Source organism: Parapedomonas caeni, assembly GCF_041060555.1.
Classification (GTDB): Bacteria; Pseudomonadota; Alphaproteobacteria; order Sphingomonadales; family Sphingomonadaceae; genus CAUJIW01.
Genome location: NZ_JBEUDS010000020.1, coordinates 24185 through 48455 on the forward strand (window position 1 = coordinate 24185; position 24271 = coordinate 48455).

The 24271-nt window shown below is 65.3% G+C and carries 22 protein-coding genes; 9 read left to right on the forward strand and 13 right to left on the reverse strand.

The window, feature by feature from the left end; all coding sequences use genetic code 11:
- Positions 1 to 75 precede the first annotated feature (75 nt).
- From ABU113_RS12955 to ABU113_RS12965, 3 genes are all read right to left on the reverse strand, one after another.
- Positions 76 to 1281, reverse strand: a complete 1206-nt coding sequence (locus ABU113_RS12955; RefSeq protein WP_454559919.1) for an acyl-CoA dehydrogenase family protein — start codon at positions 1279 to 1281, stop codon at positions 76 to 78.
- Entirely contained in the window at positions 1278 to 2372 is a 1095-nt protein-coding gene (locus ABU113_RS12960; RefSeq protein ID WP_454559920.1) for an acyl-CoA dehydrogenase family protein, read from the reverse strand. The genes ABU113_RS12955 and ABU113_RS12960 overlap by 4 nt, the downstream gene beginning before the upstream one ends.
- A gap of 145 nt (positions 2373 to 2517) precedes the next feature.
- Positions 2518 to 4125 carry a class I adenylate-forming enzyme family protein gene (locus ABU113_RS12965; RefSeq protein WP_454559921.1) on the reverse strand — a complete coding sequence of 536 codons (1608 nt, stop codon included), beginning with the start codon at positions 4123 to 4125 and terminating at the stop codon, positions 2518 to 2520.
- 50 nt (positions 4126 to 4175) lie between these two features.
- Here ABU113_RS12965 and ABU113_RS12970 point away from each other — a divergent pair, with 50 nt between their 5' ends.
- The 3 genes from ABU113_RS12970 to ABU113_RS12980 all read left to right on the forward strand — a co-directional run bounded on the left by ABU113_RS12970 (position 4176) and on the right by ABU113_RS12980 (position 7190).
- On the forward strand, positions 4176 to 5372 hold the full coding sequence (locus tag ABU113_RS12970) for an acyl-CoA dehydrogenase family protein (protein WP_454559922.1): 1197 nt from the start codon (positions 4176 to 4178) through the stop codon (positions 5370 to 5372).
- 4 nt (positions 5373 to 5376) lie between these two features.
- A complete protein-coding gene (locus ABU113_RS12975) occupies positions 5377 to 6270 on the forward strand; it encodes an acyl-CoA dehydrogenase family protein (RefSeq protein ID WP_454559923.1) in 894 nt (297 codons plus the stop codon).
- A gap of 92 nt (positions 6271 to 6362) precedes the next feature.
- A complete protein-coding gene (locus ABU113_RS12980; protein WP_454559924.1) occupies positions 6363 to 7190 on the forward strand; it encodes a coniferyl-alcohol dehydrogenase in 828 nt (275 codons plus the stop codon).
- A gap of 9 nt (positions 7191 to 7199) precedes the next feature.
- On the opposite strand, the gene ABU113_RS12985 is transcribed toward ABU113_RS12980, so the two are convergent.
- The gene (locus ABU113_RS12985; RefSeq protein WP_454559925.1) at positions 7200 to 7853 is read right to left on the reverse strand and encodes a TetR family transcriptional regulator; all 654 of its coding nucleotides are present in this window, start codon (positions 7851 to 7853) and stop codon (positions 7200 to 7202) included.
- Positions 7854 to 8012: 159 nt separating this feature from the next.
- Between ABU113_RS12985 and ABU113_RS12990 the strand changes: the two genes are divergently transcribed.
- Genes ABU113_RS12990 through ABU113_RS13005 form a run of 4 tightly spaced genes read left to right on the forward strand, consistent with a single transcriptional unit; the run spans position 8013 to position 11804 of the window.
- Complete coding sequence (locus ABU113_RS12990; RefSeq protein WP_454559926.1) at positions 8013 to 8804, forward strand: SDR family oxidoreductase; 792 nt, start codon at positions 8013 to 8015, stop codon at positions 8802 to 8804.
- Positions 8801 to 10198, forward strand: coding sequence for an MFS transporter (locus ABU113_RS12995; protein ID WP_454559927.1), 1398 nt, complete (start codon positions 8801 to 8803; stop codon positions 10196 to 10198). The genes ABU113_RS12990 and ABU113_RS12995 overlap by 4 nt, the downstream gene beginning before the upstream one ends.
- Positions 10199 to 10224: 26 nt before the next feature.
- The gene (locus ABU113_RS13000; protein ID WP_454559928.1) at positions 10225 to 10635 is read left to right on the forward strand and encodes a Zn-ribbon domain-containing OB-fold protein; all 411 of its coding nucleotides are present in this window, start codon (positions 10225 to 10227) and stop codon (positions 10633 to 10635) included.
- Positions 10632 to 11804 (forward strand): thiolase C-terminal domain-containing protein, encoded by a 1173-nt coding sequence (locus ABU113_RS13005; protein WP_454559929.1) that lies wholly within the window; start codon positions 10632 to 10634, stop codon positions 11802 to 11804. Before ABU113_RS13000 ends, ABU113_RS13005 begins: the two co-directional genes overlap by 4 nt.
- Here ABU113_RS13005 and ABU113_RS13010 read toward each other — a convergent pair.
- The 9 genes from ABU113_RS13010 to ABU113_RS13050 all read right to left on the reverse strand — a co-directional run bounded on the left by ABU113_RS13010 (position 11770) and on the right by ABU113_RS13050 (position 21550).
- A complete protein-coding gene (locus tag ABU113_RS13010) occupies positions 11770 to 13134 on the reverse strand; it encodes an amidohydrolase family protein (RefSeq protein ID WP_454559930.1) in 1365 nt (454 codons plus the stop codon). The two genes, ABU113_RS13005 and ABU113_RS13010, sit on opposite strands and share 35 nt — an antisense overlap.
- 38 nt (positions 13135 to 13172) lie before the next feature.
- Positions 13173 to 13811: a CoA transferase gene (locus tag ABU113_RS13015; protein ID WP_454559931.1), complete on the reverse strand. Its 639-nt coding sequence runs from the start codon at positions 13809 to 13811 to the stop codon at positions 13173 to 13175.
- A gap of 79 nt (positions 13812 to 13890) precedes the next feature.
- Positions 13891 to 14133 carry a hypothetical protein gene (locus tag ABU113_RS13020; RefSeq protein ID WP_454559932.1) on the reverse strand — a complete coding sequence of 81 codons (243 nt, stop codon included), beginning with the start codon at positions 14131 to 14133 and terminating at the stop codon, positions 13891 to 13893.
- Positions 14130 to 15155 carry an enoyl-CoA hydratase/isomerase family protein gene (locus ABU113_RS13025; RefSeq protein ID WP_454559933.1) on the reverse strand — a complete coding sequence of 342 codons (1026 nt, stop codon included), beginning with the start codon at positions 15153 to 15155 and terminating at the stop codon, positions 14130 to 14132. Before ABU113_RS13025 ends, ABU113_RS13020 begins: the two co-directional genes overlap by 4 nt.
- A 27-nt stretch (positions 15156 to 15182) precedes the next feature.
- Positions 15183 to 16412, reverse strand: a complete 1230-nt coding sequence (locus ABU113_RS13030) for a CaiB/BaiF CoA transferase family protein (protein WP_454559934.1) — start codon at positions 16410 to 16412, stop codon at positions 15183 to 15185.
- 14 nt (positions 16413 to 16426) lie between these two features.
- Complete coding sequence (locus tag ABU113_RS13035; protein ID WP_454559935.1) at positions 16427 to 17902, reverse strand: aldehyde dehydrogenase family protein; 1476 nt, start codon at positions 17900 to 17902, stop codon at positions 16427 to 16429.
- 11 nt (positions 17903 to 17913) lie between these two features.
- Positions 17914 to 19203, reverse strand: coding sequence for a cytochrome P450 (locus tag ABU113_RS13040; RefSeq protein WP_454559936.1), 1290 nt, complete (start codon positions 19201 to 19203; stop codon positions 17914 to 17916).
- Positions 19204 to 19212: 9 nt separating this feature from the next.
- Positions 19213 to 20526, reverse strand: coding sequence for an amidohydrolase family protein (locus ABU113_RS13045; RefSeq protein WP_454559937.1), 1314 nt, complete (start codon positions 20524 to 20526; stop codon positions 19213 to 19215).
- Between the two features lie 238 nt (positions 20527 to 20764).
- The gene (locus ABU113_RS13050) at positions 20765 to 21550 is read right to left on the reverse strand and encodes a FadR/GntR family transcriptional regulator (protein WP_454559938.1); all 786 of its coding nucleotides are present in this window, start codon (positions 21548 to 21550) and stop codon (positions 20765 to 20767) included.
- A 296-nt stretch (positions 21551 to 21846) separates the two neighbouring features.
- Here ABU113_RS13050 and ABU113_RS13055 point away from each other — a divergent pair, with 296 nt between their 5' ends.
- Both ABU113_RS13055 and ABU113_RS13060 read left to right on the forward strand, forming a co-directional pair.
- Positions 21847 to 22668 (forward strand): thioesterase family protein, encoded by an 822-nt coding sequence (locus ABU113_RS13055; protein ID WP_454559939.1) that lies wholly within the window; start codon positions 21847 to 21849, stop codon positions 22666 to 22668.
- A gap of 102 nt (positions 22669 to 22770) precedes the next feature.
- On the forward strand, positions 22771 to 24258 hold the full coding sequence (locus ABU113_RS13060; protein WP_454559940.1) for a class I adenylate-forming enzyme family protein: 1488 nt from the start codon (positions 22771 to 22773) through the stop codon (positions 24256 to 24258).
- Positions 24259 to 24271: the final 13 nt, after the last annotated feature.

The window sequence follows — 24271 nt, forward strand, 5'->3', positions numbered from 1 at the left end:
CGGATTCCCCCGGGCAGCGGCTGATGCGTTATCATTCCGCAAAAGGCCCACCGGCGCGCCGGCAAGCATCCGGCCTCAGGCCGGGATCTGGTTGAACGGCACACCCTTGTCGGGGCGATAATCCTGCGGCAGGCCGAGGATCTTCTCCGCAATGGTGTTGAGCAGCATCTCGTCCGCGCCACCAGCGATGCGGCCGGTGGGCGCGTTGATCCAGCTCGCCGTCCAGTCTTCCTTGACGAAGGCATGAGGGTCGAAGTGCAGGCCGAGATTACCCTGCAGATCGATCGCCATTTCCGACAATTTCTGCCGGCTGCGCACGGCGACCAGCTTGTTGAGCGAGCCTTCCGCCCCCGGCTCCATGCCGGCCTGCATCATTTTCATCGCCCGCGTGGTGATCGACTCCAACCCTGCGCGCATCGCATAGTTGCGCGCGATCGTCGAACGGATACGCGCATCCTCCAGCGCCGGTCGGCCGTTGAGGCTGCAGGTGCGCGCCAGATCGACGAACAGGTCGAGCGGCGGGCCGAAGCCGGCACTGTCCGTCGCCACGTAGCGCTCGATCATCAGGGTCGCCATGGCCACCGCGAAGCCGCCGCCCACAGGGCTCATGCGCTGGGCATCCGTCAGCTTGACGTCATCGAAGAACACCTCGTTGACGTGGCTGTCGCCGCCGGCAAGCTTGATCGGCCGCACCGTCACCCCCGGCGCGCGCATATCGACCCAGAAATAGGTCAGGCCCTTGTGCTTGGGCACGGTGGGATCGGTACGGGCGACGATCACGCCATAGTCGGAGTATTGCGCCCAGCTGGTCCAAACCTTCTGGCCATTGAGTTTCCAGCCGTTGCCATCCTGCTCCGCCCGCGTGCGCAGGCCGGCAAGGTCGGACCCGCCGGCGGGTTCGGAAAACAGCTGACACCAGATTTCCTCGCCCTTCAGCGCAGCGATCACCCGCTCGCGCATCCACGCCTTGTCCTCGCAGAAGCGGATCAGGATCGGCACCGGCATCCCCAGCGAGATACCGAAATAGACGCTCGGCATCCCGAAGCTCATCTCCTCGGTGTCGAACGTCACTTTCTCCAGATGCGACAGCCCCTGCCCTCCGACCGCGGTCGGCCAGTTGATGCCGGCATAGCCGGCATCGAACTTGGCACGCTGGTAACGCCGCGCCAGCGCCAGATCCTCGACCTCGGAAAGGCCCCGCCGGGCGTCCCGCCCATAGATCGGCGCCATTGACTGAAGCCAGGCGCGTGCCTTGGCCCGATAGGTGTCCACGTCGCTCATGCCGCCACTCCCGTCAGCTCGCTGACCAGCAGGTCTTCCCAGAAGAACATGTTGCCCTGTTCGATCGCCAGACTGCGCGCCCGGCGCATGTGGAGATGCAGACCGGCTTCCCAGGTCACGCCAATACCACCGTGAATCTGCACGGTGTCGCGCGCGGTCGTATCATAGGCTTCCGTCGCCGACAGCCGTGCCGCGGCGGCGGCCTTCAGGAAGTCGGGCGAGCCGTCGGATGCCGCGGCATGGATGCAGTTGGCTCGGGCAAGCTCGACCAAGCCGTAGAGTTCAGCTATCCGGTGCTTCACCGACTGAAAACCGCCGATCGGCTGGCCGAACGCCTTGCGGGTGTTGGCATAGTCACGGGCAATGAACAGCAGCGCTTCCGCGCCGCCGGTCTGCTCGTGTGCCGTCACCACCGCCATGCGGGCAAGGATGGTCTGCGCCAGGCTGAGCGCCGGCGCGCCGTCAACCAGCAGCGTCGCCGGCACCTGATCGAACCCGAGGTCGGCATAGAGTCGGCTGTTGTCGAAGCTGTCGATCGCCGTGCGTTTGGCCGCCGTCAAATCAGCCAGCACCAGCGCCGGCTGGCCAGCATGGTTCGCCCACACCAGCGCGACATCCGCCCGCAGACCCGCGACCACACCCGGCTTGCCGCCAGTGAGCACACCGTTGGCGAAACGGGCCTCAGGCAAGGAGGGCAGCGGCGCGTTGCCCTCCGCGAAAGCGACGGTCGCCAGCTTCTCGCCACTCGCCAAGGCAGGCAACAGCGACGCCTTGAGATCATCGCCACCGGCCGCGAGCACCGCCTGGGCAGCGCCATCACCCACGGTCAGAAACGGGGCGCCGGCGGTCGCGGCGCCACAGGCCTGCGCCACCAGCCCGAGCTCGACGAGGCCAAGCCCCAGCCCGCCATAGGCTTCCGGCAAGGCCAGGGCGGTCCAGCCCTGCTCGACCGCGGTTTTCCAGAATATATCGTCCCAGGCGCCTTGCTGCTCCAGCAGTTTCAGCAGCCGGTCCTTGTCCATCCGGGCGTCCAGCACGCGGCGGGACTCGGTGGCAATCGCTTGTTGGCCGTCATCATACAGGATTGACATCAGTCGAATCTCTCCCTCAATTAAGAGCGCAAGTTATATAACTAAGTAATATTGATCAAGCGCAACCCGCCGCCTGATCGCCATGAAACGCCCGGGGAGACGGTCCGTGTTATCAGGCCGCAGAACTGACCTTCCCCCGCCGCCATCAACGCGGCGGAATGAGCCCCTGCGCGACAAGCATATGACGCAATTCCGCCTTTTGCACCTTGCCACTGGGCGTTCGCGGAAACCCTGTCACGATCATCAGGTGCTCAGGCGTCTTCTGGCGGGCGACACCGCGTGCCCGGAACGCCGCGCTGATCGCCTCCAGAGTCACCGTCTGCCCGTCCTCCACGATGACCACAGCGCCGACCACCTCGCCCAGGCGTTTGTCGGGCACGCCGATCGCCGCCACTTCGCGAACCGCCGGCAGATCGAGCAACAGCTCCTCGACCTCACGGGAAGAGATGTTCTCGCCACCACGAATGATAATGTCCTTCTTGCGATCGGTGATGGCGAGGAAGCCGTCGGCGTCGATTCGACCGATGTCGCCCGTCAGGAACCAACCGCCGGGCAGAAAGGCCGCGGCATTGAGCGCGCTGTCGGTATAACCCAGGAAGCGTTCCGGCCCGCGCACGGCGATCTCGCCCTCGGCGCCGGCCGGCACGTCGGTGCCGTCGTCATCGACCAGTCGCACCTCGACCCCGGGATTGGGCCGGCCGTCCGTGTTAAGCCGTTTTTGCAGCGGATCCTCGGGCAGGCACTGCGAGACCGTCGGCATTTCCGTCGAGCCATAGCAGCGGCAGCAGCGGATGCCCGCGGCCTCGCTCGCCGCCACCAGCGCCGGCGGCACGGTGGTTGCGCCAATCAGGAACTGCTGCAGGCTGGAAAGGTCATGGCCATCGCGTGCGGCGGCCTCCAGCATCCCGGCAAGGTGGAACGGTGTGCCCGACGTCTGGGTGACGCGGAAGCGTGCCACCAGTTCGGCCGCCGCCGCTGCTTCAAAACTCTCCATCAGCACCATCGGCCGGCCGAGCAGGGCATGCCCGAGAATGGCGAGCGTACCGGCGATATGGCCAGACGGCCACGGCGCCAGCCAGCTCTCGTCCGCCGGCCGGTCACGGCGCCCGATCTCCAGCTCGGCAACCAGCGATTGGGCGGAGTGGCGCACGCCCTTGGGGGCGGCGGTGGTGCCGGAGGTGTAAAGCAGCAGCGCCACGGCTTCGGGATCGACAGTGACGTCAGGGCATTGACCCATCGGCAGAGCGTCGTAGGCAACCGCGCCCGGCGGTATGTCCCGGCCGATGACAATCCGGTGACGCAACGCCGGCAAATCCGGCAACCGGGCAAGACGATCAGCATAGTCAATGTTGCGCCAGCGGTCGGGCGTCACCAGCAACGCCGCGCCACTGTCGGCAAGGATATGGGCCAGTTCGTGCGGTCCGTAGATATGCACGATCGGCAGCACCGTGCAGCCGAGGGCTGCCGCCGCCTGGAAGATGATCGCGTTCTCAAGGCTGTTGGGCAGTTGCATGGCAATGGTCTCACCCGGCATGACACCCAGCGCACGAAAGGCGCCGGCCAGCCGGCGACCGGCGGCGTGGATGTCACCAAGCGTTGCCTGGCGCGCACCCTCGCCACCATGGACATGAAGCAGCGCGTCAGGATGGCGTCTCGCGGCCTCGGTCATCGCCACGCCCATCGCGCGCGGCGCCCCGATGCCGATTCGCGCCCACGCGGCGTGCAGTGTCGTCGGCATATCGGCCGAGTTCATGGTCATGTTTCCTCCCCGTCGCGGCGTTACCCGCCTGTTCGCGCGCGAGGATGGATTTCTTTTTTCCCACTCGTCAATCCTGGAGTTTCGTGCTGATGGACTGCAACTTCTCGCCGGAAGAGCAGCAATTCCGTGCCCAATGTCGTGACTGGCTGTACGCCAACGTGCCGTCGGAAAAGCGCCCGCTCAACGCCATTGAAGCAATTGATTTCGACAAGGCATGGCAGCGTCGCCTGTTCGACGCCGGCTGGGCCGGTATCAACTGGCCGGCTGAATATGGCGGGCGGGGACTGTCCATTGTCCAGCAGGTGATCTGGCTTGAGGAATATGCGCATGCGCACGCGCCGTGGATCGGCGCCAATTTCGTCGGCATCAACCACGGCGGCCCGACGCTGATCCTGAACGCCAGCGAGGAGCAGAAAGCCTGGCACCTGCCGCGCATCCTCAAGGGCGAGGCAATCTGGTGCCAGGGCTTCTCGGAACCCGGGGCCGGCTCCGACCTTGCCGGCATCAAGACACATGCGCGCGTCGATGGTGACGAACTGGTCATCAATGGCTCGAAGATCTGGACCAGCTTCGCTCACGTCGCCGACTGGCAGGAACTGGTGGTGCGAACCGAAGAAGGCTCGCAACGCCACAAGGGGCTGTCGTGGGTGATCTGCGACATGCACGCGCCGGGTATCACGGTACGGCCGATTGCCAAGATGTCGGGCCAGGTGGAATTCGCGCAGGTCTTCTATGACGACGTGCGCATCCCTCTCGCCAATGTGGTGGGCGGCCTCGGCAACGGCTGGAAGGTGGCGATGTCGACGCTGAGCTTCGAGCGCGGCACCGGCTTCATTGCCGACCAGGTCAAGCAGTCGCAGGAAGTCAGCGAACTGATCGAGCGGGCGCGGGCCACTGGCATGATCCGCGATGATCGCATCGCCGAGCAGCTCGCCCAGATGCGCGCCGAAGTCGCCGCGCTGCAAGCGATGACCTATCGCAATATTTCCGAAGTCGCGCGCACGGGGCAGCCCGGCGCCGAGGCTTCGGTCATCCGCCTCTTCTCCGCCGAACTCGGGCAACGCATCGAACGCATGGCTGTCCTGCTGCTGGGCGAGGCGATGCTCGACTTCCGCTACGGTGACGACAATGCGGTCGCCGACTATCTGCGCGGATTCGCGGCGACCATCGCCGGCGGCAGCAGCCAGATCCAGCGAGACATTATTGGCGAGCGTCTGCTCGGCCTGCCCAAATCGAGGTGATATCATGGACCTGACTCCCAATGCTGATCAGGAGGCTTTCGTCACGGCAACAGCCGATTGGTGCCGGGACAACATGCCGCTGGAAAACGCCCGCGAGCGGTCACCGGACCTGTGGACCCAGATGCGCGAAATGGGCTGGCTTGGCATGACCCATACCGATCTCGGCCTCGACCATGCCACCGAGGCGCTGGTGTTCGCCGAACTTGGCCGCCATCTGGCACCCATCGGCGCGCTATCGACCGCGGTCGCACGACGCTGGACCGGCACGGAAAGGCGGGTGGGCCTCGTCATTCCGGCAGCGGATACCGTTCGGATACTCGACGGCACCGGCGCGTCCCTGGCGCTGGGCCTGCGCGATGGTGACGCCTTCACCTGCGCCCTGCCGGCTGAACTGGCCAGCGCCGCCAGCCTTGACCCTTCGGCCACTCTCGCTCGCCTGGCGTCCACGCCTGCCCTGACTCCGCTCGGCGAGCCCCGTGCCGCGCTCCACCTGCAGTTGCTCGCCGCCGCCTATGCGGTGGGCTGCGCCGATGCCGCCCGCGACATGGCCAGCGACTACGCCAAAATGCGCCAGCAGTTTGATCGTCCGATCGGCTGGTTCCAGGCGATCAAGCATTTGTGCGCCGACATGGCGGTACGCGCCGCCGTCGCCCGCTCGCAGCTTTACTTCGCCGCCTGCGCGCTCGATGCCGGCGGTGCCGACGCTGCCTTCCACATCGCCGCCGCCAAACATCTGGCGGACCAGGCGGCTGTCGAGAACAGTCGGGCCAATGTCCAGATTCACGGCGCCATCGGCATCACGGATGAGGCTTATCCGCATTTCTGTCTGAAGCGGGCGCATCTGCTGACCTTCGTCGCACCGGCCAGCCGGCAGATTTTGCTGGATGACGCGGCCTGAGCTCGCATCGTTAATTGACGAATCATCAATTTATATTGAGCCGCCGACGGGCGCCGGCTAGTCTCACCGGCGAAGTAATCGGGGAGGATCGAATGAGCGATATTCTGGGCTATGCCGGCAAGCGCGTGGTGGTGATGGGCTGTTTTTCGGGCACGGGCGAGGCTTGCGCCCGCCAGCTCGTGGCGCTGGGCGCCGAAGTCCATGGCGCCGACATCAAGCCGTCACCGGTCGATCTTGCCTCCTTCACGACCGTCGACCTGCGCGACCCGGCGTCGATCGCCGCCGGCGTGGCGGCCATCGGCGGCGAAATCGACGCACTGTTCAACGTCTCCGGTCTGCCACAGACCTTTCCCGGTGAAGATGTGGTGACAGTCAATTTCCTCGGTATCCGCCACTGGACCCAGCAGTGGCTGCCACGCATCCGCAAGGGCGGCGCCATCGTCACGGTGTCGTCGCTGGCCGGCATGAGCTACCTCACCCGCCAGCCACTGGTGCGGGAGTTCATGGCCCATAGCGATTTCGCCAAGGCACGGCAGTGGTACACCGACAACGCCGAACGCGCCGGTGATCCTTATGGCCTGTCGAAGGAAGCCATCAACACCTGGACGCAGATGGTGGCGCCGGAACTCATGCAGCGCGATATCCGCATCAACTGCACCATGCCAAGCCCCATCGACACCCCGATGCTCGATGACTTCCGCAAGGTGGCCGGTGACGCCGTCCTCGGGGCATTTGCCCGCGCCAAAGGCCGCTTTTCCACGCCATTGGAGCAGGCGCTGCCGCTGATCCTGCTGAACAGCGATGCCGCCCGTTTCATCAGCGGCGTGTGCCTGCCGGTGGATGCCGGGCTTGCGGGCGGCCTGATGACCGGCGTGCTCAACATGCAGCAGATGATCGCCGAGGCAACCCAGGCCGTATGAGACCGGACATCAGGCGCGCGCACCCAGCATGTAGCCGACGGTATAGGCTGCGGCCTCGCGTAACGCCGCGTAATTGATGCCGTCATGGTCGGCGGTGATCGGTCCGATCGCCGCCAGCCGTTCCAGCATCATCAACACCGTGCCGGCGCACGCCTGCGGACTGAGATCGGCGGGCGTCCGCCCCGCCGCCTGCGCACGCGCAATCTGGGCCGACAAGGCGTTCATCATCGGGCGAGCCGCGCTCATGCGGGCACGGTAGAAGCGCTCGTCGCCTTCCTCCGCCGCCAGATTGCGCACCCGGAAAATCGTCCGGTGCCGGTTCCACAGCTCGGTGTAAGCGACGACGAAAGCCAGCGAGCGTTCTTTCGCCTCAGGCGCCAGCCAGTCCTCGCCGATCATCGCTTCGATCTCCGGCGAGGTCTGCGCCGCGGTCTCCAGCGCCGCCAGCACCACCTCGGGCACACCGCGGAAATACACATAGAAGGTCGCCGGCGACGTCTGGGCGGCCCGGGCCACGTCGACGACGGAGAGGTCGCGCAGACCATGGGTCTCCAGCAGCTCAACGGTGGTGTCAATCAACAGCTGGCGCGTCCGTTGGCCCTTGGAACCCATTTTCTGTCCGAGATGATTATAGGCAAGCGCGTTTTCCGCCTTGGTGGACACGCCGGACCTCCCTTTCGCTCGTGCAGACATGGTGTTCGAACATCTCATACTGATCTTTTATGAGGGCTACCTAGCCGCACCCCTTGCCACAAGGCAATAAATTGACATATCGTCAATAATAATCACAACGCCGGAACTGGCGACAGGGGAGAGAACGAAATGCCGCAGTTTTCCGGCAAGGTGGCCATTGTCACTGGCGCCTCCAAGGGCATGGGCCGCCAGTTCGTTGCCGCGCTGGTTGACCGAGGGATGCGCGTGGCATGCCTCGCGCGCCCCTCCCCTGAACTCGATGCACTCCAGGACACATTCGGCGATCAGATCGGCCTCTTCCCCTGCGACATCGCCCGGCCAGACGCGGTCAAGGCGGCGGTGGATGGCGCCGCGCGCCAGTTCGGTCGCCTCGACGTCCTGATCAACAACGCCGCGATCTTTCATCCCTTTGCCTTTGAGACCGGCACCGATGCGCTGATCCGCAATCATGTCGACGTCAACATTCTCGGCACCGCGTGGATGATCCGCGCCGCCATTCCGCACCTGCGGGCAACCCGCGGCCAGATCGTCAACATCAGCAGCGAGTCCGTGCGGATGCCGTTCCCGATGCTGGCGATGTATGCCGCCACCAAGGCCGCGGTGGAGTGCCTCTCACAGGGCTTGCGGGACGAACTGCGTGCCGATGGCATCCGTGTATCCATATTACGCTCAGGCTCGGTCGCGGGCGGCTCCGGTAGCGCCAATTGGTCAACGGAGACAACCCAGGCTTTCTATCGCAAGATTGTCGAGACTGGCCACGCCGCCATGACCGGCACGCCCGCGCAGCCTGAGTCGATGGCGGCGGCACTGATCGCCATCCTTACCCTGCCTCCCGACATCAATGCCGATCTCATCGAGGTTCGCGCCGCCCATGAGGGCATGCCGGCAGGCGCCAGGACTGCCACGAGTACCGACGCGTGAAGGTGTCCGGACTGCCCATGCCGCTGATCGGCGCCCTGTGGATCGCCGAAATGGCGAGCGCCTTCGAGAGCGCGATGATTTTGGCCGCGCTGAAGGTACTGATCGCCGAATTTGGCGACGCCGCTCGCGTCGGCTGGCTGATCACCGGCTTTCTGCTCACCAGCACGGTCACCGCGGCACTGATCGGACGGCTGGGAGACCTGCGTGGCCGCCGCCTGTGCCTGCTGATCGTGCTGACGGCAGGAGCCATCGGCTCACTGATCAGCGCCTTCGCCACCAGCTTCGAGGTCGTGCTGGCCGGGCGCCTGCTCCAGGGGGCAACCGGCGCCATTCTGCCGCTGGCCATCGGCCTGGTACGGGAAAATCTGCCGGACCGCCATGTGCCCACCGGTATCGGACTGATGATCTCGGGCGCCTCGGTCGGCACCGCCGCCGGACTGGTGGTTGGCGGCCTCATTGTCGACCACGGAGGCTGGCAGGGCATCTTTCTTGCCAGCGCCGGCTTCTGCGCTGTCGCCTGGATCGCTGTCCGCCTGTTCGTGCCATTGTCACGGCCCAGTGGTGTCACCCGCCGGGTGGACTGGCTGTCAGGCATTCTGTTCGTTCCCGCCGTCACCTTGATTCTCGCCTATGTCAGCTTGTCGAAAGGCGGCGGCTGGGTTGAGCCGACCCACCTTGCCTTGGTCGCCGGTGGCCTGACTCTGCTGATTTGGTGGGGCTGGCAGAGCCTGCGCAGCGCCAATCCGCTGATCGACATTCGCTCCTTCGCCAACCGCACCGTTGCCGTCGGCAGCCTGGTGACGGCGCTGGTCGCCATGAGCACATTGCAGATCATTGTGTTTTTCTCCTTGCTGATGCAGGCGCCGACCTGGACGATCGCGGGTCTCGGCCTGTCGGCGACGGCAGCAGGTCTTGCCAAGCTGCCGTCCAACCTGTCGTCCACCCTGGCGGCGCCTCTGGGTGGCTGGCTCACCGGTCGTGGCGGCGGCCGCCTGGCCATGGTGATCGGCGGGATCATCACGACCCTCGGCTGGACTCTTGTCCTCGTTGACGCCAGCAGCCTTGGTATCGTTATCGCCGAGATGATCCTGATCTCGTTTGGCAGCGCGATGCTGTTCGCGGTGGCGCCCACGATCATTGCCCAGGCCTCCCCGCCCGAACGGGTGAGTGAGATTTCAGGTCTGGTGGGCGTCATCCGTGGCCTGTTCCTCGGCATCGGCGCACAGATGGTCTCTCTGCTGCTCGCCACTGACAGCATCAGGCGGGGCAGCGAGACCTATCCCTCGCCCGCCGCCTATCAGCTTACCGTCAGCGTCATCGTGGCAATCTGCGTGCTGGCGATCCTGCTTTCCCTTGCGTTGCCAGGCCGCCGAACGGCCTCCACCAAGGCGTGATGCCTCGCCCAACAGAAGGACCAGCGATGCGACCCCTGCCCGAACTGACCGTCGAGAACACCGCCTTCTGGACCGGTGGCGCGCGTGGTGCGCTGATGATCTGTGTCTGTGATGACTGCCGGACCGCCATCCATCCACCACAGATTCTCTGTCCGCACTGTCTTTCACGGAATGTGGCGCCAAAGGCGATGCCGGGCACCGGCACCGTGTACAGCTTCACCGTCAATCACCAGCCCTGGTTCCCGGGCATGGCCGTGCCCTTCGCGCTGGCGGTTGTCGATGTCGATGGCGCGCCGGGCGTCCGGGTGACCGCCGAGGTGGCCACCGACTCGCCCGAAACCGTGAGCATTGGTCAGCGCATGAAGGTGCACTTCGTGCAGGTGGAAGATGTCTGGCTGCCGCGGTGGGTGCCCATGGCGCAGGAGAAGGCACAATGATCCCGAACAAGGCCGCGATCACCGGCGTTGGCATGTCCACCATCGGTCGCAACACCGGCCGACCGGCAATGGATCACCTGGCGGAAGCGGCCCTCCAGGCGCTCGCTTGCGCGGGGCTGAGCCGCGACGACATCGACGGCATCGCCACCTATCCCGGCAAGGCGGACAATTCGCCCGGCATGTCGCCACTTGGCACCGGCGAGGTGCGCAACGCGCTCGGGCTCAAGACCCGCTGGCACAGCGCCGTGCCCGACGGACCGGCTCAGATGGCGCCCCTCATGGTCGCCGCCATGGCGGTGATGACGGGACAGGCTCGCCATGTCCTGTGTTTTCGCGCGCTGACCGAAAGTTCCTCCCAGTCGGCAGGACAACGGGCCAGTATCGCCGGCAGCGGTCGCGCCCGCATCGGCGGCTGGCTAAGCTGGCTGGTGCCGGCCAATGCCATGTCCGCTTCCAACTGGGCGGGCTGGATGGCCCAGCGCTATTTTCACGAATTCGGCATGACTCGCGACCATCTGGCCATGGTCGCGACCGGTCAACGGCGTTTCGCCCTCGCCAATCCGGCCGCCGTGACGCGCAAGCCACTCACCACCGAGGACTATCTCTCGGCGCGCATGATCTCGTCACCTCTCGGCCTGTTCGATTGCGACATTCCCATCGACGGTGCCTGCGCCGTCATTGTCTCGGCGCCGGACGCCGCGCGCGATTGCGCGCGCGTGCCGCTCTCCATCGCCGCCATGGGTTCGGCCCTGCGCTCGCCCGAGACATGGGATCAGCGGGCCGATCTCACGACCATGGGTGCGCACGACGCCGGCGCCGATCTCTGGGCACGCACCGACTTCCGCCCGCACAATGTCGACGTGCTGGCACTCTACGACGGCTTCAGCATTTTCGTGCCGTTCTGGCTTGAGGCACTAGGCTTCTGCGGCCACGGCGAGGCCAAGGACTTCATCGCGGACGGCAACATCGGCCCAGGGGGGCGCTACCCGGTCAACACCGGCGGCGGTCAGCTCTCGGCTGGACGACTGCACGGCTTCGGCCTGCTGCATGAAGCCTGCCTGCAACTGTGGGGCGACGGCGGAGAGCGCCAGGTGAGAGACGCACGCACGGCGGTATGCGGCATGGGTGGCGGATTCATTGCCGGGGCAATGCTGCTCCATCGCGACTGAAGACAACCCGGCCTCCAATGATCGTCGCGCATACGCGGTCAGCGCTCAAATCGGCCAGAACGTCACGGATGGAGCCTTCGCACAGGATAAGGTCGGCGGCGGCTCCTGGTGTCAACGGCGTCCCCGCGCCGGCATCGAGGCGATTGCTCCAGTGCAAGCGCATGGCCGTGGCGGCGCTGACCCGCTCGTCAGGTGACAGCATCCGCCCGCCAGCACTCAAACGATCCCTGGCGCTGCGCATCGACAGCCAGGGATCGGGGTCGCCATAGGGCGCGTCCGATCCGGCGGCGAGCCTCACACCCGCTCGCAACAAGCTGGCGATGCGGTAGAGATCGGCCTGTTCCGCCGGTGTCAGCGTCTCGGCGTAGCGATCGCCGCGCCCGTGAAGGAACACCGGATTGCTGACGATGGCCAGGCCGGCGCCTGCAATCTCATCAATCGCCTCGGGGACGATCATGCCGCCATGTTCGATCCGGTCGCCCGGCCGCGCGCCCCCGGCCATCGCCAGCGCCGCCAGATAAAGCGCAAGCTCGACTTCTGTCACGCAATGAGCGGCAACGGCACGCCCCGACGCGCGCGCACCACGGATGCGCTCCGCCAGACTTTCAAGCGACGGCGGATCGCGCTCATCCAACAGCAGCTTCAAGGCACCCCGCACATAGCCCCGCCCCTCCGGCAGGTTCTCCGCGCCCATCAACGTCAACCGCTGCGGCAGCGCGCCCGACAGATGTCCGTGCGCCAACACGGCCGCTTCCGTCGGGCCATTCCCGGCACCGGCATCGGTCAAAGCGGTAACCCCGCGTGACGCGAGTTCCCGACCCAGTGCCGCGATGTCAGGCATCATCGCCGGACGCCAGGCCGCCAACCAGCGATCCTCCCGCCAGAACCGGCCATTGGGCTGGCCGCTGGCGTCCCGTTCGCACCCCGGCGGCCAATCCGTGGTCGCCAGCACCTGCAACGCCGCACTGTTGAGCACCCACAGCGCGCCGGTGCGATCCTGCAACCGTAGCGGATGATCCGGCACCCAGGCATCAAGGCACCAGCGATCCGGCAGCCCCGATGCCCGCTCGTCGTAGCCGACAGCGCGTAACCAGGTGCCCGGTGCCACGCCAGCAGCCGCATGGCGCAGTCGCGTCGCGATGGCGTCCGCTCCCGCAAGTCCGGCCAGATCGATCGAGGTACGACGGGCAGCAGTGGCCAGAATGTGCAGATGGTGATCGTGCAGACCCGGCAACACCACCGCGCCACGGCCGTCAATCGACGCTGCGCCGCGTTCGTGCGTCTCCACGGGGCCGACGATATGTCCGTCCGCCAGCAGCAGGTCCACCATCGCGCCGCCAAACGGGCGCACCTGACGCAAGACCAGTCTCATTCGAGCGCCCGCGCGTAGCCGGCGGCGACCCGTGCCATCGCCATGTCGATCAGTCCGCCACTGCCGGATGCCGCCTGACTCAGCACCGCCAGCGCGGCTTCCAGACCGGTCAGCGGATCGGCGAGTGCATCGCCGAGGAAGCACGGCACACCCTGACACCAGTCCAGCAACCCGCCAGCAGCGGCGCAATCATCGCCGAACCCAACCCGGCCAGCGCCATCGCCGGCAAAGCCATGCCCTGTGATCGCCACCCAAATGAGACGGGGGTTCTCCGCCAACAGCACATCCGGCACCAGGCCGAGGCGAGCGAGCGCGGCCGCACGCGCGCTGGTCACCAGCACGTCCGCCTCAAGGGCGAGGTCGCGCAGCCGCGCGCGATCATCCGCCCGCCGCAGATCGAGTGGCAGCCGGCGCTTGCGTCCGTTGAGTCTCCGGTCGAGGTCGGGCGAGACGGTGGGCGTCGGGTCCGGCCGCCCGAGGCTGTCGATTCGGATCACCTCGGCGCCCGCGGCGACAAGCAGGCCCGTGCAGAGCGGCCCCGCCCAAAGCGCCGTCAGATCGACGACCCGCCGCGGCACCGCACCGATACCGACGGCGGCTGGCGATGGCGCCGGCGTTTCGCCCGTCACTGCCACCGGCAGCTGAAGTTCGATTGCCTTGTCGCGGAACTCCAGCGCCGCCAGGTTCCGCGCCGTCCGCGCCAGTGCCTCCCAGTCAACCCCCCGCGCCCGCCGTCAGCACCGGCACCAGTTCCCGGTCCTCCGGCCGCGCGAGATTGAGGGCCACCCAGCCGTCGCGCGCCGCCAGCAACCGGCAGTGTCGATTGGCTGAACGATGGTCGGGCAGCGCCAATCCACCCGGCGCATCCCGCCCCAGCAACACCTCCGGGGTGCAACGCGCCGCCATCGGCAGGGCCTCCAGTCGGGCGGCCAGCAGAGCATGCAACCGATCTGTCACGCCTCGACCCGGTCCACCAGACCCCAGGCCTGCGCCTGCACGGCACCGATCCGGAACGCGCCAAGCACCATCCATAACAACCGATGCCGGCCAATCGCGCGTGCCAGTGTCACGGTTCCGCCAGCGCCGGGAATCAGTCCCATTTTCAGTTCGGGCAGTTGCGCGAACATATCGGGAGCGGCGATGCGATGACGAGCGGCGGCGGCAACTTCGATGCCCGAGCCCACACAGGCTCCTTGCAGCCGCACCGACGCCCGCTCGCCGAGCCGGTGAAGCAGGCCGGCACACCCGCGCAGGGTGCGGACAACGTGCGCGGCGGCGGGGTCGCGCGCGGTACCGAACTCCGGCAGATGGCCGCCGGTCGAAAAGCAGCGTCCCTCGCCGCGAATCTCAACCGATGGACAGCTGGGATCCTCCAGCACATTGGCGAGTGCCTCATAGAGCGCGTCGCGCATCGCCGCTGTCATGGCGTTGCGGTTGCCCGGCGACGCCAGCCACAAGGTTACGTGGTCGCCCTCCCGCTCGTAGCGCACCAGCGATGATGACAACGGGGCTATCATCGACGAAGGCTCGATCTTGCGCGCCGCCAGCCAGCGGGCGAACTCACCGCCTGACAGCAGCATCGAATAGGCAAGCGATTCAACGTGCAGGGCCGCTTCGAAGGGTAGGATGTCGCCCAGCCGCAGCAGTCGAGCCAGCGTCGCCGCGGCAATCGGCGCGGTCGTCACCAGGGCCTCGACCTGTCCGCGCTGCGCCGCCAGTCGTGCCACCGGGATGCTCACCCACGGCGCCGGCGCGTCGGGACAGGTGGTCAGCAGGACATCCAGACGTCCAGCGTCGACCGAAGGCAGGGCGCCGGCGGCATCGAGACCGACATGGATCGCCCACGCCGGCAAGGCATCAGGCACTGCGGCGGCGTCATGCCACAGCAGCGGCTGCTCGCCGAGCGGCGAACAGCGATCATTCCCCAGCAGATCCTCACAAGGCGATGGCAACGACATACGCTGCCGATGTTCAGCCATGCCGGCGATCCAGGCAAGCGGGATTAATCAGGCGATCGCGCCCTTGGCCTTCAGGGCCTCGATCCGCTCCCAACTGACGCCCAGTTCCAGCAGGAACATCTCGGTATGTTCGGACGCCTCGGGCGCGCGCGTATTGCTGGCCGCCTGCTGGTTGAACTGCACCGGGTTGGCCACCAATTTGATCGGCGGCCCGCCATCGGCGGACTCGACCTCGAAAATGAAGCCATTGGCCTGCACCTGCTCATCGTGCTGCACGTCCGCCGGCGACTGGTAGGCCGCCCACTGACCTTTCATGGTCTTCAGGTGCTCGACCCAGTAGGCGAACGGCTTGCTCGCCATCGCCTGCTTGACCGCCGCATGTGCCGCCGCCGCGTTGTCCCGCAGCGCGTCGATGGTGGCGAAGCGCGGGTCCGTCGCGCATTCGGGAATACCCAAATGGGTGAAGGTATCCTCGATAAGCGGTGCCGGCGACAGCACGGTGAGGTTGATGAAGCCGCCATCGGCGGTGCGGAACACCCCCATGAAGGGGTTGGTGGCCACAGCGTCCGTCCCCGGCAGCGGGTTGCTGAACGGGTTGAGCCCCAGTTCCATGCAAACATCAATGCTGCACGCGGTCGCCCAGATGCCCGAGGACAGCAGTGACACGTCCACCTCGGTCGCCTCGCCCGTACGTTCGCGGTGGAACAGCGCCGCCGCGATACCCCCGGCAATGTTCATGCCGCCGATGGTGTCACCATAGGCGGGCCCTGGCTGGGTCAGCGGGCCCTCCAGCTCACGCGGCGTCACCAGCATCGCCGAACCACCACGCGCCCAGTAAGCGGTGGAATCGAAGCCGCCCTTGTCGCGTTCCGGCCCCTTCTCGCCGAAGGCGGAGCCGCGCACATAGATGATGTTGGGGTTGGCGGCCCGGATATGCTCAAGGTCGATTTTCAGCTTCTGGCGCGCCGATGGCAGATAGTTGGTCAGAAAGACGTCCGCCGTCCGCGCGATTTCGTAGATGAGCTGACGGCCTTCCTCGGTGGCTATGTCCACGCCAACGCTGCGTTTGCCGCGATTGGGATGCTGCATCAAGGATGACCGCTGCGGATTGATCGCCAGCCGCTGCAGCTCCTTGATGCCGCGCTGCGCGTCGCCACGCACCGGATGCTCGATCTTGATCACGTCCGCGCCCCAGTCGGAGAGCACGCCGCCGGCCGCCGGCACGAAGGTGAACTGTGCCACCTCCAATACCCGGATGCCTTCCATTACCCTGGTCATGCCGTGCTTCCCCCTCAGGCCGCGTGGAAACCGATCACCTTCTGGTAGGTGAACTCGTTGAGGCCATCCTCGCCATATTCACGACCATAGCCCGACCGCTTGATGCCCCCGAACGGTGCGTCGGACTGCATGGTGCCGGCGCCACCGTTGATGGCGACACCACCCGTGCGCAGTCGCAGCGCCATTTCGTAGGCACGGCCAGCATCGGCCGACCAGATGGCGCCCGAGAGGCCAAAATCGCTGGCATTGGCGAGGGCGATCGCTTCCTCGTCGTCATCGAAGCCGATGACGGCGCCGATCGGTCCGAACACTTCCTCCTGCGCCAGACGGCTATCGTTCCTCACATTGTCGAACAGCGTCGGCTGGAAGAAGAATCCCCGTTGGAAATCCGCCGGACGCTTGCCACCAGCGACCAGGGTGGCCCCCTCATCAAGGGCGATCGCCACATAGTCCTCGGTGCGCTTGCGCGCCACCTCACGGATGAGCGGTCCATAGGTGACGGTGGGATCGGCGGGATTGCCCATCTTGAGATGACCCAGCATCGCCTGCACCGCGGCGACGAACTGTGGACGAATGCTGTTGTGGACAAGATGTCGAGTGGTAAGCGCGCAGCCCTGGCCGCAATGAACAGTGAATCCCGCCAGCCCCGCCATCGCCGCCTGCTGAATGTCAGCGTCCGCCCGTACGATCAGCGCCGACTTGCCGCCCAGTTCCATGACGATGCGTTTGAGCGTCGGCGCGGACTGAGCCTGGATCATGGCGCCGACCTTGTCCGACCCCGTGAAATGGACAAGATCGACGCGCGGGTCGGTTGTAAGCAACTTGCCGGCCTCCACATCGCCAGTGACGATGCTGAGAACGCCCTTCGGCAGACCAACCTCATCGGCAATCTCGCCGAGGATCAAGGCTTCCATCGGCGTATAGGGCGATGGCTTCAGGACCACCGTGCAGCCAGCAACCATCGCCGGCACCACCTTGCCGATATTGAGGAAGAACGGGAAATTATAGGGGGAAATGGCGCCAACCACGCCGATCGGCTCGCGGCTGACGACGCCGGTGCCGAGCGTCTTGCCGCCCTGGGCGTTCGGCGTCAGCTCCACCGGTAGCGACGTCACCGCCGGGCGCCCCGCGATCTCCACCGTGCGGCGGGCATGTTTCATCGGAATGCCGTATTGCAGAAACTCCGCCAGCATCCGCGTCGCGCCAGCCTCGGCGACGATCATGTCGACAATCGCCGCCTTGCGGGCCTCGACGGCATTGAGGAAGCGGGTCATCACCGCCTGCCGCTCGCTGTCCGGCAGGCGCGGCCAGTCGCCGGTATCGAAAGCGCGACGGGCGGCGGCGATCGCCGCCTCGACCTGGGACGCACTGCCCACCGGCGCTTCGATCAGCAGGCTTTCGTCGGCCGGGTTGATGACCGGTTCGCGAACGCTGGTCGGTTGCCATTCGCCACCGACGTAGATGGCATCGGGGTGTTGGAGATAGGCCATGAGGTTTCCTGTCAGGATTGTACCGCGCCGTCCCAGACGAGAGGCAGGTTGCGAATGGAAAGCAGGCCGGGGGTGACCGTGGTATCCGCCCCCGGCGCGACCCGAAACGGTGGCACTCGCCGCAGGAATTCCTCCAGCAGCACCCGCAGTTCGCGCCGCGCCAGATGCGCGCCGAGACAGGCGTGGATGCCGCCGGCAAAGGTATAGTGACGATTGACCGGGCGCGCCGGATCAAACTGGTGCGGGCAGGCGAACTGCTTATCGTCAAAATTGCCGGCACTGTTCAGGCAGATGACCCAGTCACCTTTCTTCACTGTCACGCCGTGCCACTCGAAATCCTTTTTTGCCTGGCGGTGAGAATTGACCAGTGGCTGCGTGCGCAGGAACTCCTCGACGGCGGTGTTAATGAGTTCGGGATGCGCTCTCAGCCGTTGCTGCAGCGTCGGGTCCATGGCCAGGCGACGGAACATCTGGCTGATGGTGGACGCAACGGTGTCGAGCCCGCCCAGCCAGAGGAACCAGGTCATGCCGATCCGTTCGTCGTCGGTAAGCGGGCGACCATCGATGACGCCATTGGCGATATAGCTCGCCACGCCATCGTCCGGATTTTTCTGCTTCTCGGCGATGAAGCCGCGCAGGTAGGCCAGCACTTGCGCGACGGCGGTCCCCACCCTCCTGGGGTCGCCGCTGTGCAGGATCTCCCATTCCCAGGCGAGAAACTGCTCGAACATCGAGAACGGCAGCTTCATCAGGTTGAGGAAGATCCGCACCGGATAAATGCGCCCAAAATCATAGGCGATATCGACCGTGCCCTCGTCGGCGACGCCATCGATCATCTCGGTGACAACCGACCGGATGTAGGGAATCATGTCGTTGAGCGCCTTGGGCGTGAAGAACGGCGTCAGGAACCGCCGATAGCGGCCATGGTCGGGCGGATCACTGCCAAGCGGCAGCGACGGGAAAGTCTCGCCGGCCAGCACCTGGAACTGGGCGACGCCGACCGCCGAGAAACACTCGTTGTCCTCATAAACCCGCTGGATGTCCTCATAATGGGAGACCGTCCAGGCACCACAGGTGAAGGTGGTGAAGGGATATGGATACCAGAGCAGCCTTGGTACGCCGGGTGCCCGCAGTCGCTGGGCGAAGACATAGGGGTCGGCCAGATCGTTGGGGACATAGCCCATGGCGAAGCGCAGATCGAGTACCCGGTCGGCGGGAACATGATCCGGCGCCGGCAATCCCGCGGGAAGCAGCAACGGCTCCGTCCCCCGGGCGATGGAGGTCATGACAGGTGCAGCCATGGTATGCGCTCAGGCCGAGGCAAACATGCGCTGGATCTCGCCCGATGTCACCGGCCGCCGCGCCCGCCCCACCAGGTCCATGCTGTCGGTTTTCAGGCCGCCAAGATTATGGCGCGGCGAAACATCGACATGCTTGCCGAGTTCGCGCAGATGGCCCACCGTGCACTTCTCCCGCCCGCCGTTGAGCGCATAGGCGTCGAAATGATATTCCCGCATGACGTTGAGATGGGTAATCTTGTCGATCGTGGCAGGCGCCAGTCCATTGGCCGCGGCCCAGAGGAATTCCGGCACGTTCGGCCAGACGGTGTCCGAGTGGGGGTAATCGCACTCGTAAGCGACCATATTCTCGTTCATGTACTCGAGATTTTTCAAGCCGAACTGGTCATCGATGAAACAGCAGATGACATGCCGCTTGAACACATCCGACGGCCTCTCGCCGGCGAAATCACTGAACGTCCACTCATGGTGATGCTCGTAGGTAAAATCGGCACGCTCCAGGAAATAGGGCACCCAGCCGATACCACCTTCGGACAGCGCCATGCGCAGATCCGGATAGCGCTTCCAGAAGCTGGCAAACGTCCAGTCGGCCGCCGAATTGGCGATCGAGATCGGCATCGCGGTGATCCAGGCGTCGATCGGGCTTTCGTCCGACGCATGCAATGCCCGGGCGCCGGTACCGATATGGCAGTTGATCACCATCTTGTAGTCGACGCAGGCCCTCCAGAACGGCTCCCAATAATCATTGTGGATGCTCGGCAGGCCGATATTGGCGGGATTGTCGGAGAATGACACCGCATGGACGCCCAGCGCGCTCATGCGCTTCATCTCGTTGAGCGTCTCATCCATGTCCCAGGCTGGAATCAGGCACATGGGGATGAACCGGCCCGGCGCCGAGGCACACCACTCCAGGACATGCCAGTCATTCCACGCGCGAACGGCCTGCAACGCCTCCTCCGGGGCAGCCTTGGCCATGCCGACGAACACGCCACCGGCAAAACCTGGCATGGTCGGGAAGTTCAGCGACGCCAGCAGCCCATTGGCGTTCATGTCGTCGATGCGGCATTTGGGATCAAAAGTACCAGGCCGCAGCTGCGCGTACGCGGTTGGCTCCATGCCATATTCGCTGCGCGGACGACCAACCACGGCATTCAGGCCAATGGTGGGAAAGCGTTGGCCATTCCACTGCCAGACATCCTTGCCGTCAGCATGGATGATGTGCGGCGCCCGGTCCTTCTTGCCATCGGGGTAGTGGCGCACGAACGCTTCCGGCGGCTCGATCGCATGATCGTCGACGCTGATAATGACCATGTCTTCCATGCGCATGGCGCTCTCCCCATCCTGGCCGCTTGATTACGCGACTCTAAAATTGATGATGTGTCAATTTATCGAAGGGGCGACCCAAAAGCAACGTCAAAATCCACCCGCTCCGACGTCGCGGGAGGGGGCACGGTTGGCGAGATCAACACAGGCATGAGCCGACGACCGGCGCCAACGCATAGACACCAGTTTCAGTGTCGGACCGGGAACACCCGGTCCGCTCCATGCAGGCTCCGTGAGCGCTTCAGCGCAAGCTGGAGAGAGAGTCGACGATGCGGGCGCCCTCGTCGCCCGCCGTCCAGGTTTCGTGGGCATTGCGCAAGTGCAGCCGCCAGTGCGCGACGGCTTCCTCCACCTTGCCCGCCTCGATCAGCGACACCAGCTTCTCGTATGAACGCAAGCCGGCGCGCGTGCTCTTCATCCGGTCCTCATGACTACGCGGGTGGCGACGTTGAAAATCGTTCTGATGCTTGCGCGCGAGATTGAGCAGCATGCGATTCATGAAGCTGAGCGTCTTGTTGCCGGTCGCCTCCACCAGAAGCTGATGAAACAGCGCCACCGAATCGATGAATTCGTCGTAGAGATCCCTGCTGTGCAGATCTGACAGGTTGGCCAGCACGCGCTTGACCGTGGCCATGCCCGGCGTCTGTCCCTTGGCCGTCGCCAGCCACCGCACAACCGTCGGTTCGATGGCGAGACGCGCCTGGTAGAGATCGGCAATGGTCGTGCCCTGGGACTCCAGCACATAGCCCGCATAGCGCGACACGAGTTCGACGGCCGGCTTGTGCACCTTGGCGCCCGTGCGCGACCCCCTGACAACGCTGATCAGGCCCTCGGCCTCCAGGATACGAAAAGCCTCGCGCAGGGTTGGCCGGGAAATGCCCAGACTCTCCATCAGCTGCCCCTCGGGCGGCAGCGCGTCCCCCTCGTTCAGTTCACCCCGAATAACTTGCGCACGGATCTTGTCGGCCACGATCTCGCTGGTTTTCGGCACATGGATGCGCTGCGGGGCGCTGTCGTCATCATCCATGCCGAGAAACATCGCGGGGACCTCCATTGTCAGTGCATTGCGAAACATCTCGGCAAGATAGTGAACCTACTTTCACAACTAAAGGAAAAAGATACGAGACTGTAGCAATCGGGAGGCACCCCCAAGCGTCTATTGCACGATGTACGTTGAGCACATCTATTTGCGCCCTACGGTGCCGGAGTCGGCCAGCTCGCGCACCTTCAGCGGACGAAACATGATTCTCGCCCTTGCGGTCTCGCGGCCCGACAGCATACCTATAGCACCAAGTATGCCATCTGTCACACGGGATCACCTCAATGAGCCCACCTGAGGAGCGGCCATGGCCGCCCTATTATTTCAGCGCAGCCGACGGCCTGTATCAGCCATCTGGACTGGCGCGCAGCCCCTGGGATCGGCGCGCCATCGCGGGCGGCCCCGTCAGTGCCCTCCTCGCCACCGGCGCCGAGGACAGCAGCCTTGACGCCGACTTTGAAATCGCGCGCCTGACGGTCGACATCCTGGGGAAAGTGCCACACCAGCCGCTGCGCCTCGACACCGAAACCCTGCGAGATGGCCGCCAGACCAAGCTGCACCGCACCGTCATCCTCGCTGACGGTCGCATAGTCGCCCAGGCCCACGTACTGCGTGTGCGCCGCGCAACAACGCCGGCTTTTGATCCGCCGCATGACTATCCTGCGCCCGAGGCGGTCAGGCTTACCACTGGCGCGGGGCCAGCCCGGATGGCTGGCGCCATCCTGCATCGCCCAATCCTAGGCGGCCCGGGGCAACCCGGCCGGGGCATTGCCTGGCTGGCCATGAACGGCCAGATCGTCGCCGACGTCACCCCTTCACCGTTCGTCAAGGCGGCAATGTTCGCCGACTTCGGCAACGGTTTCGGCAACGCCACTCCAGCCAGCGAGTGGAGCTACGCCAACCTGGACATCAGCCTGCAGTTCCTGCGGATGCCGGCGGGCGAGTGGCTGCTGATTGATGCCGAGACACACATGGCCGGCAACGGACACGGCACGGCGCGCAGCACCTTCGCGGACGCTCTAGGCATCTACGCCCGCGGCCTGCAGACGATCTTCGTGGCACCAGGCCACTTGTCCGATCGCCGTCAGCCAGCGGCCAAGGCCTAACAATACCGCCATCTCGTCATTCATCCGCCCGAGCCGCGTTACGCTTGCGTCAAGTTATATAACTAGGTAATAGAGCGATAGCAGAAGAAGGTAGACCCTTGAATGGTACAAGTGCGTAGAATCAGCGATGCGCTGAAAGTACGAGCGCAGCATCAGGCTGACGACATCGCTCATGATGATACACGGCGCCAGCTGACGTTCGCCGAGTGGGACCGCGAAGCGGACGAAGTCGCCGGTGGCCTTGCCGCCGCCGGGCTCGCCCCCGGCGATCGGGTGTTTCTGCCAATCAGCAATCGCCATGCGGTCGAGATGGCGATTACCGTGTTCGCCGTGTTCCGCGCCGGCGGCATCGCCTGTCCGATCAACACCCGTCTCAGCCCCGCGGAGATCCGCGATTTCGCCGCACTGACCACGCCGCGCTTTTGTATCACCGATGTGCCAGAGACGGTAGCCAGCCTCGACCTTGCGGGTTGCTGGTCGGTCGATGCCATGCCGCGCGACATCGCCGCCCTGCCGGATCAAGCCAGCCTCGACGCCAACGGCGACGCGGAAATTCTCGGCACGTCTGGCACGACGGGCAAGATCAAAGGCGTGGTGATCTCCCATCCGGACCTGATGACTGGTCTCAACCCCACGCACAGGGACAGGTCGAATTCAACACTCCATGCGCTGCCCTTGACCGGGTCCGGCGGCAATCTCGGCATCGTCATGCTGCCTGTGCGCGGTGGCGCCACCGCCATCACCCAGCCCAAGTTCGACCCCAAGGGTTTCCTTGAACTGGCCAGCGAAAAGCAACCTGACCTGATCTATCTCGTGCCCTCAATGCTGCGGCTGGTGCTCGACCACCCCGACGTCAGCCAATACCCGCTTGCGGGTGTGAAGTATCTGATGACCGGCACCGCACCATTGCCGCACGATTCCGTCAAACGGGCCGCACAGCTGTGGCCACACCTGCGCATCCGCAACAGCTACGGCATGTCAGAGGGCGGCATCGGCATCGCCACCACCAGCAAGGAACAGGTATTGAAACCTGGGTGCGTCGGCAAGCTACCCGCCCATATGCAGCTCCGCGACGAATCCGGCCAGGTCATCACCGAGCCCAATGTCATCGGTGAGATTTACGGCAAACAGCGGCACCCCCGCCGCTACTGGAATGACCCCGACGCCACCGCCGCCAGCTTTCGCGACGGCTGGACCAAGACAGGCGACCTTGGCTACGTCGACGATGACGGCGACCTCATCATGGCCGGCCGCTCGAAGGAGCTGATCATTCGGGGGGGCTACAACATCACGCCACTGGAAATCGAGACGGTGCTGCACCAGCATCCAGCGGTCCAGCAGGCAGCGGTCGTCGGGGTGCCGCACGACGTGCTGGGCGAAGACGTCGCGGCCGCCGTGACTCTGCGCCCCGGCGCCCAGGCGCGACCGGACGACATCCTGTCCTTCTGCCGCCAGCATCTGGCCGACAACAAAGTGCCGCGCACCCTACTGGTGCTGCCGGAGATGCCGCTCAATCCCAACGGCAAGATCTTGAAGAAGGAACTCACTGGGCCGCTGACGGAAGCCGCCGCGCGCAGGCGTACAGGCTGACGCACGAGGGACG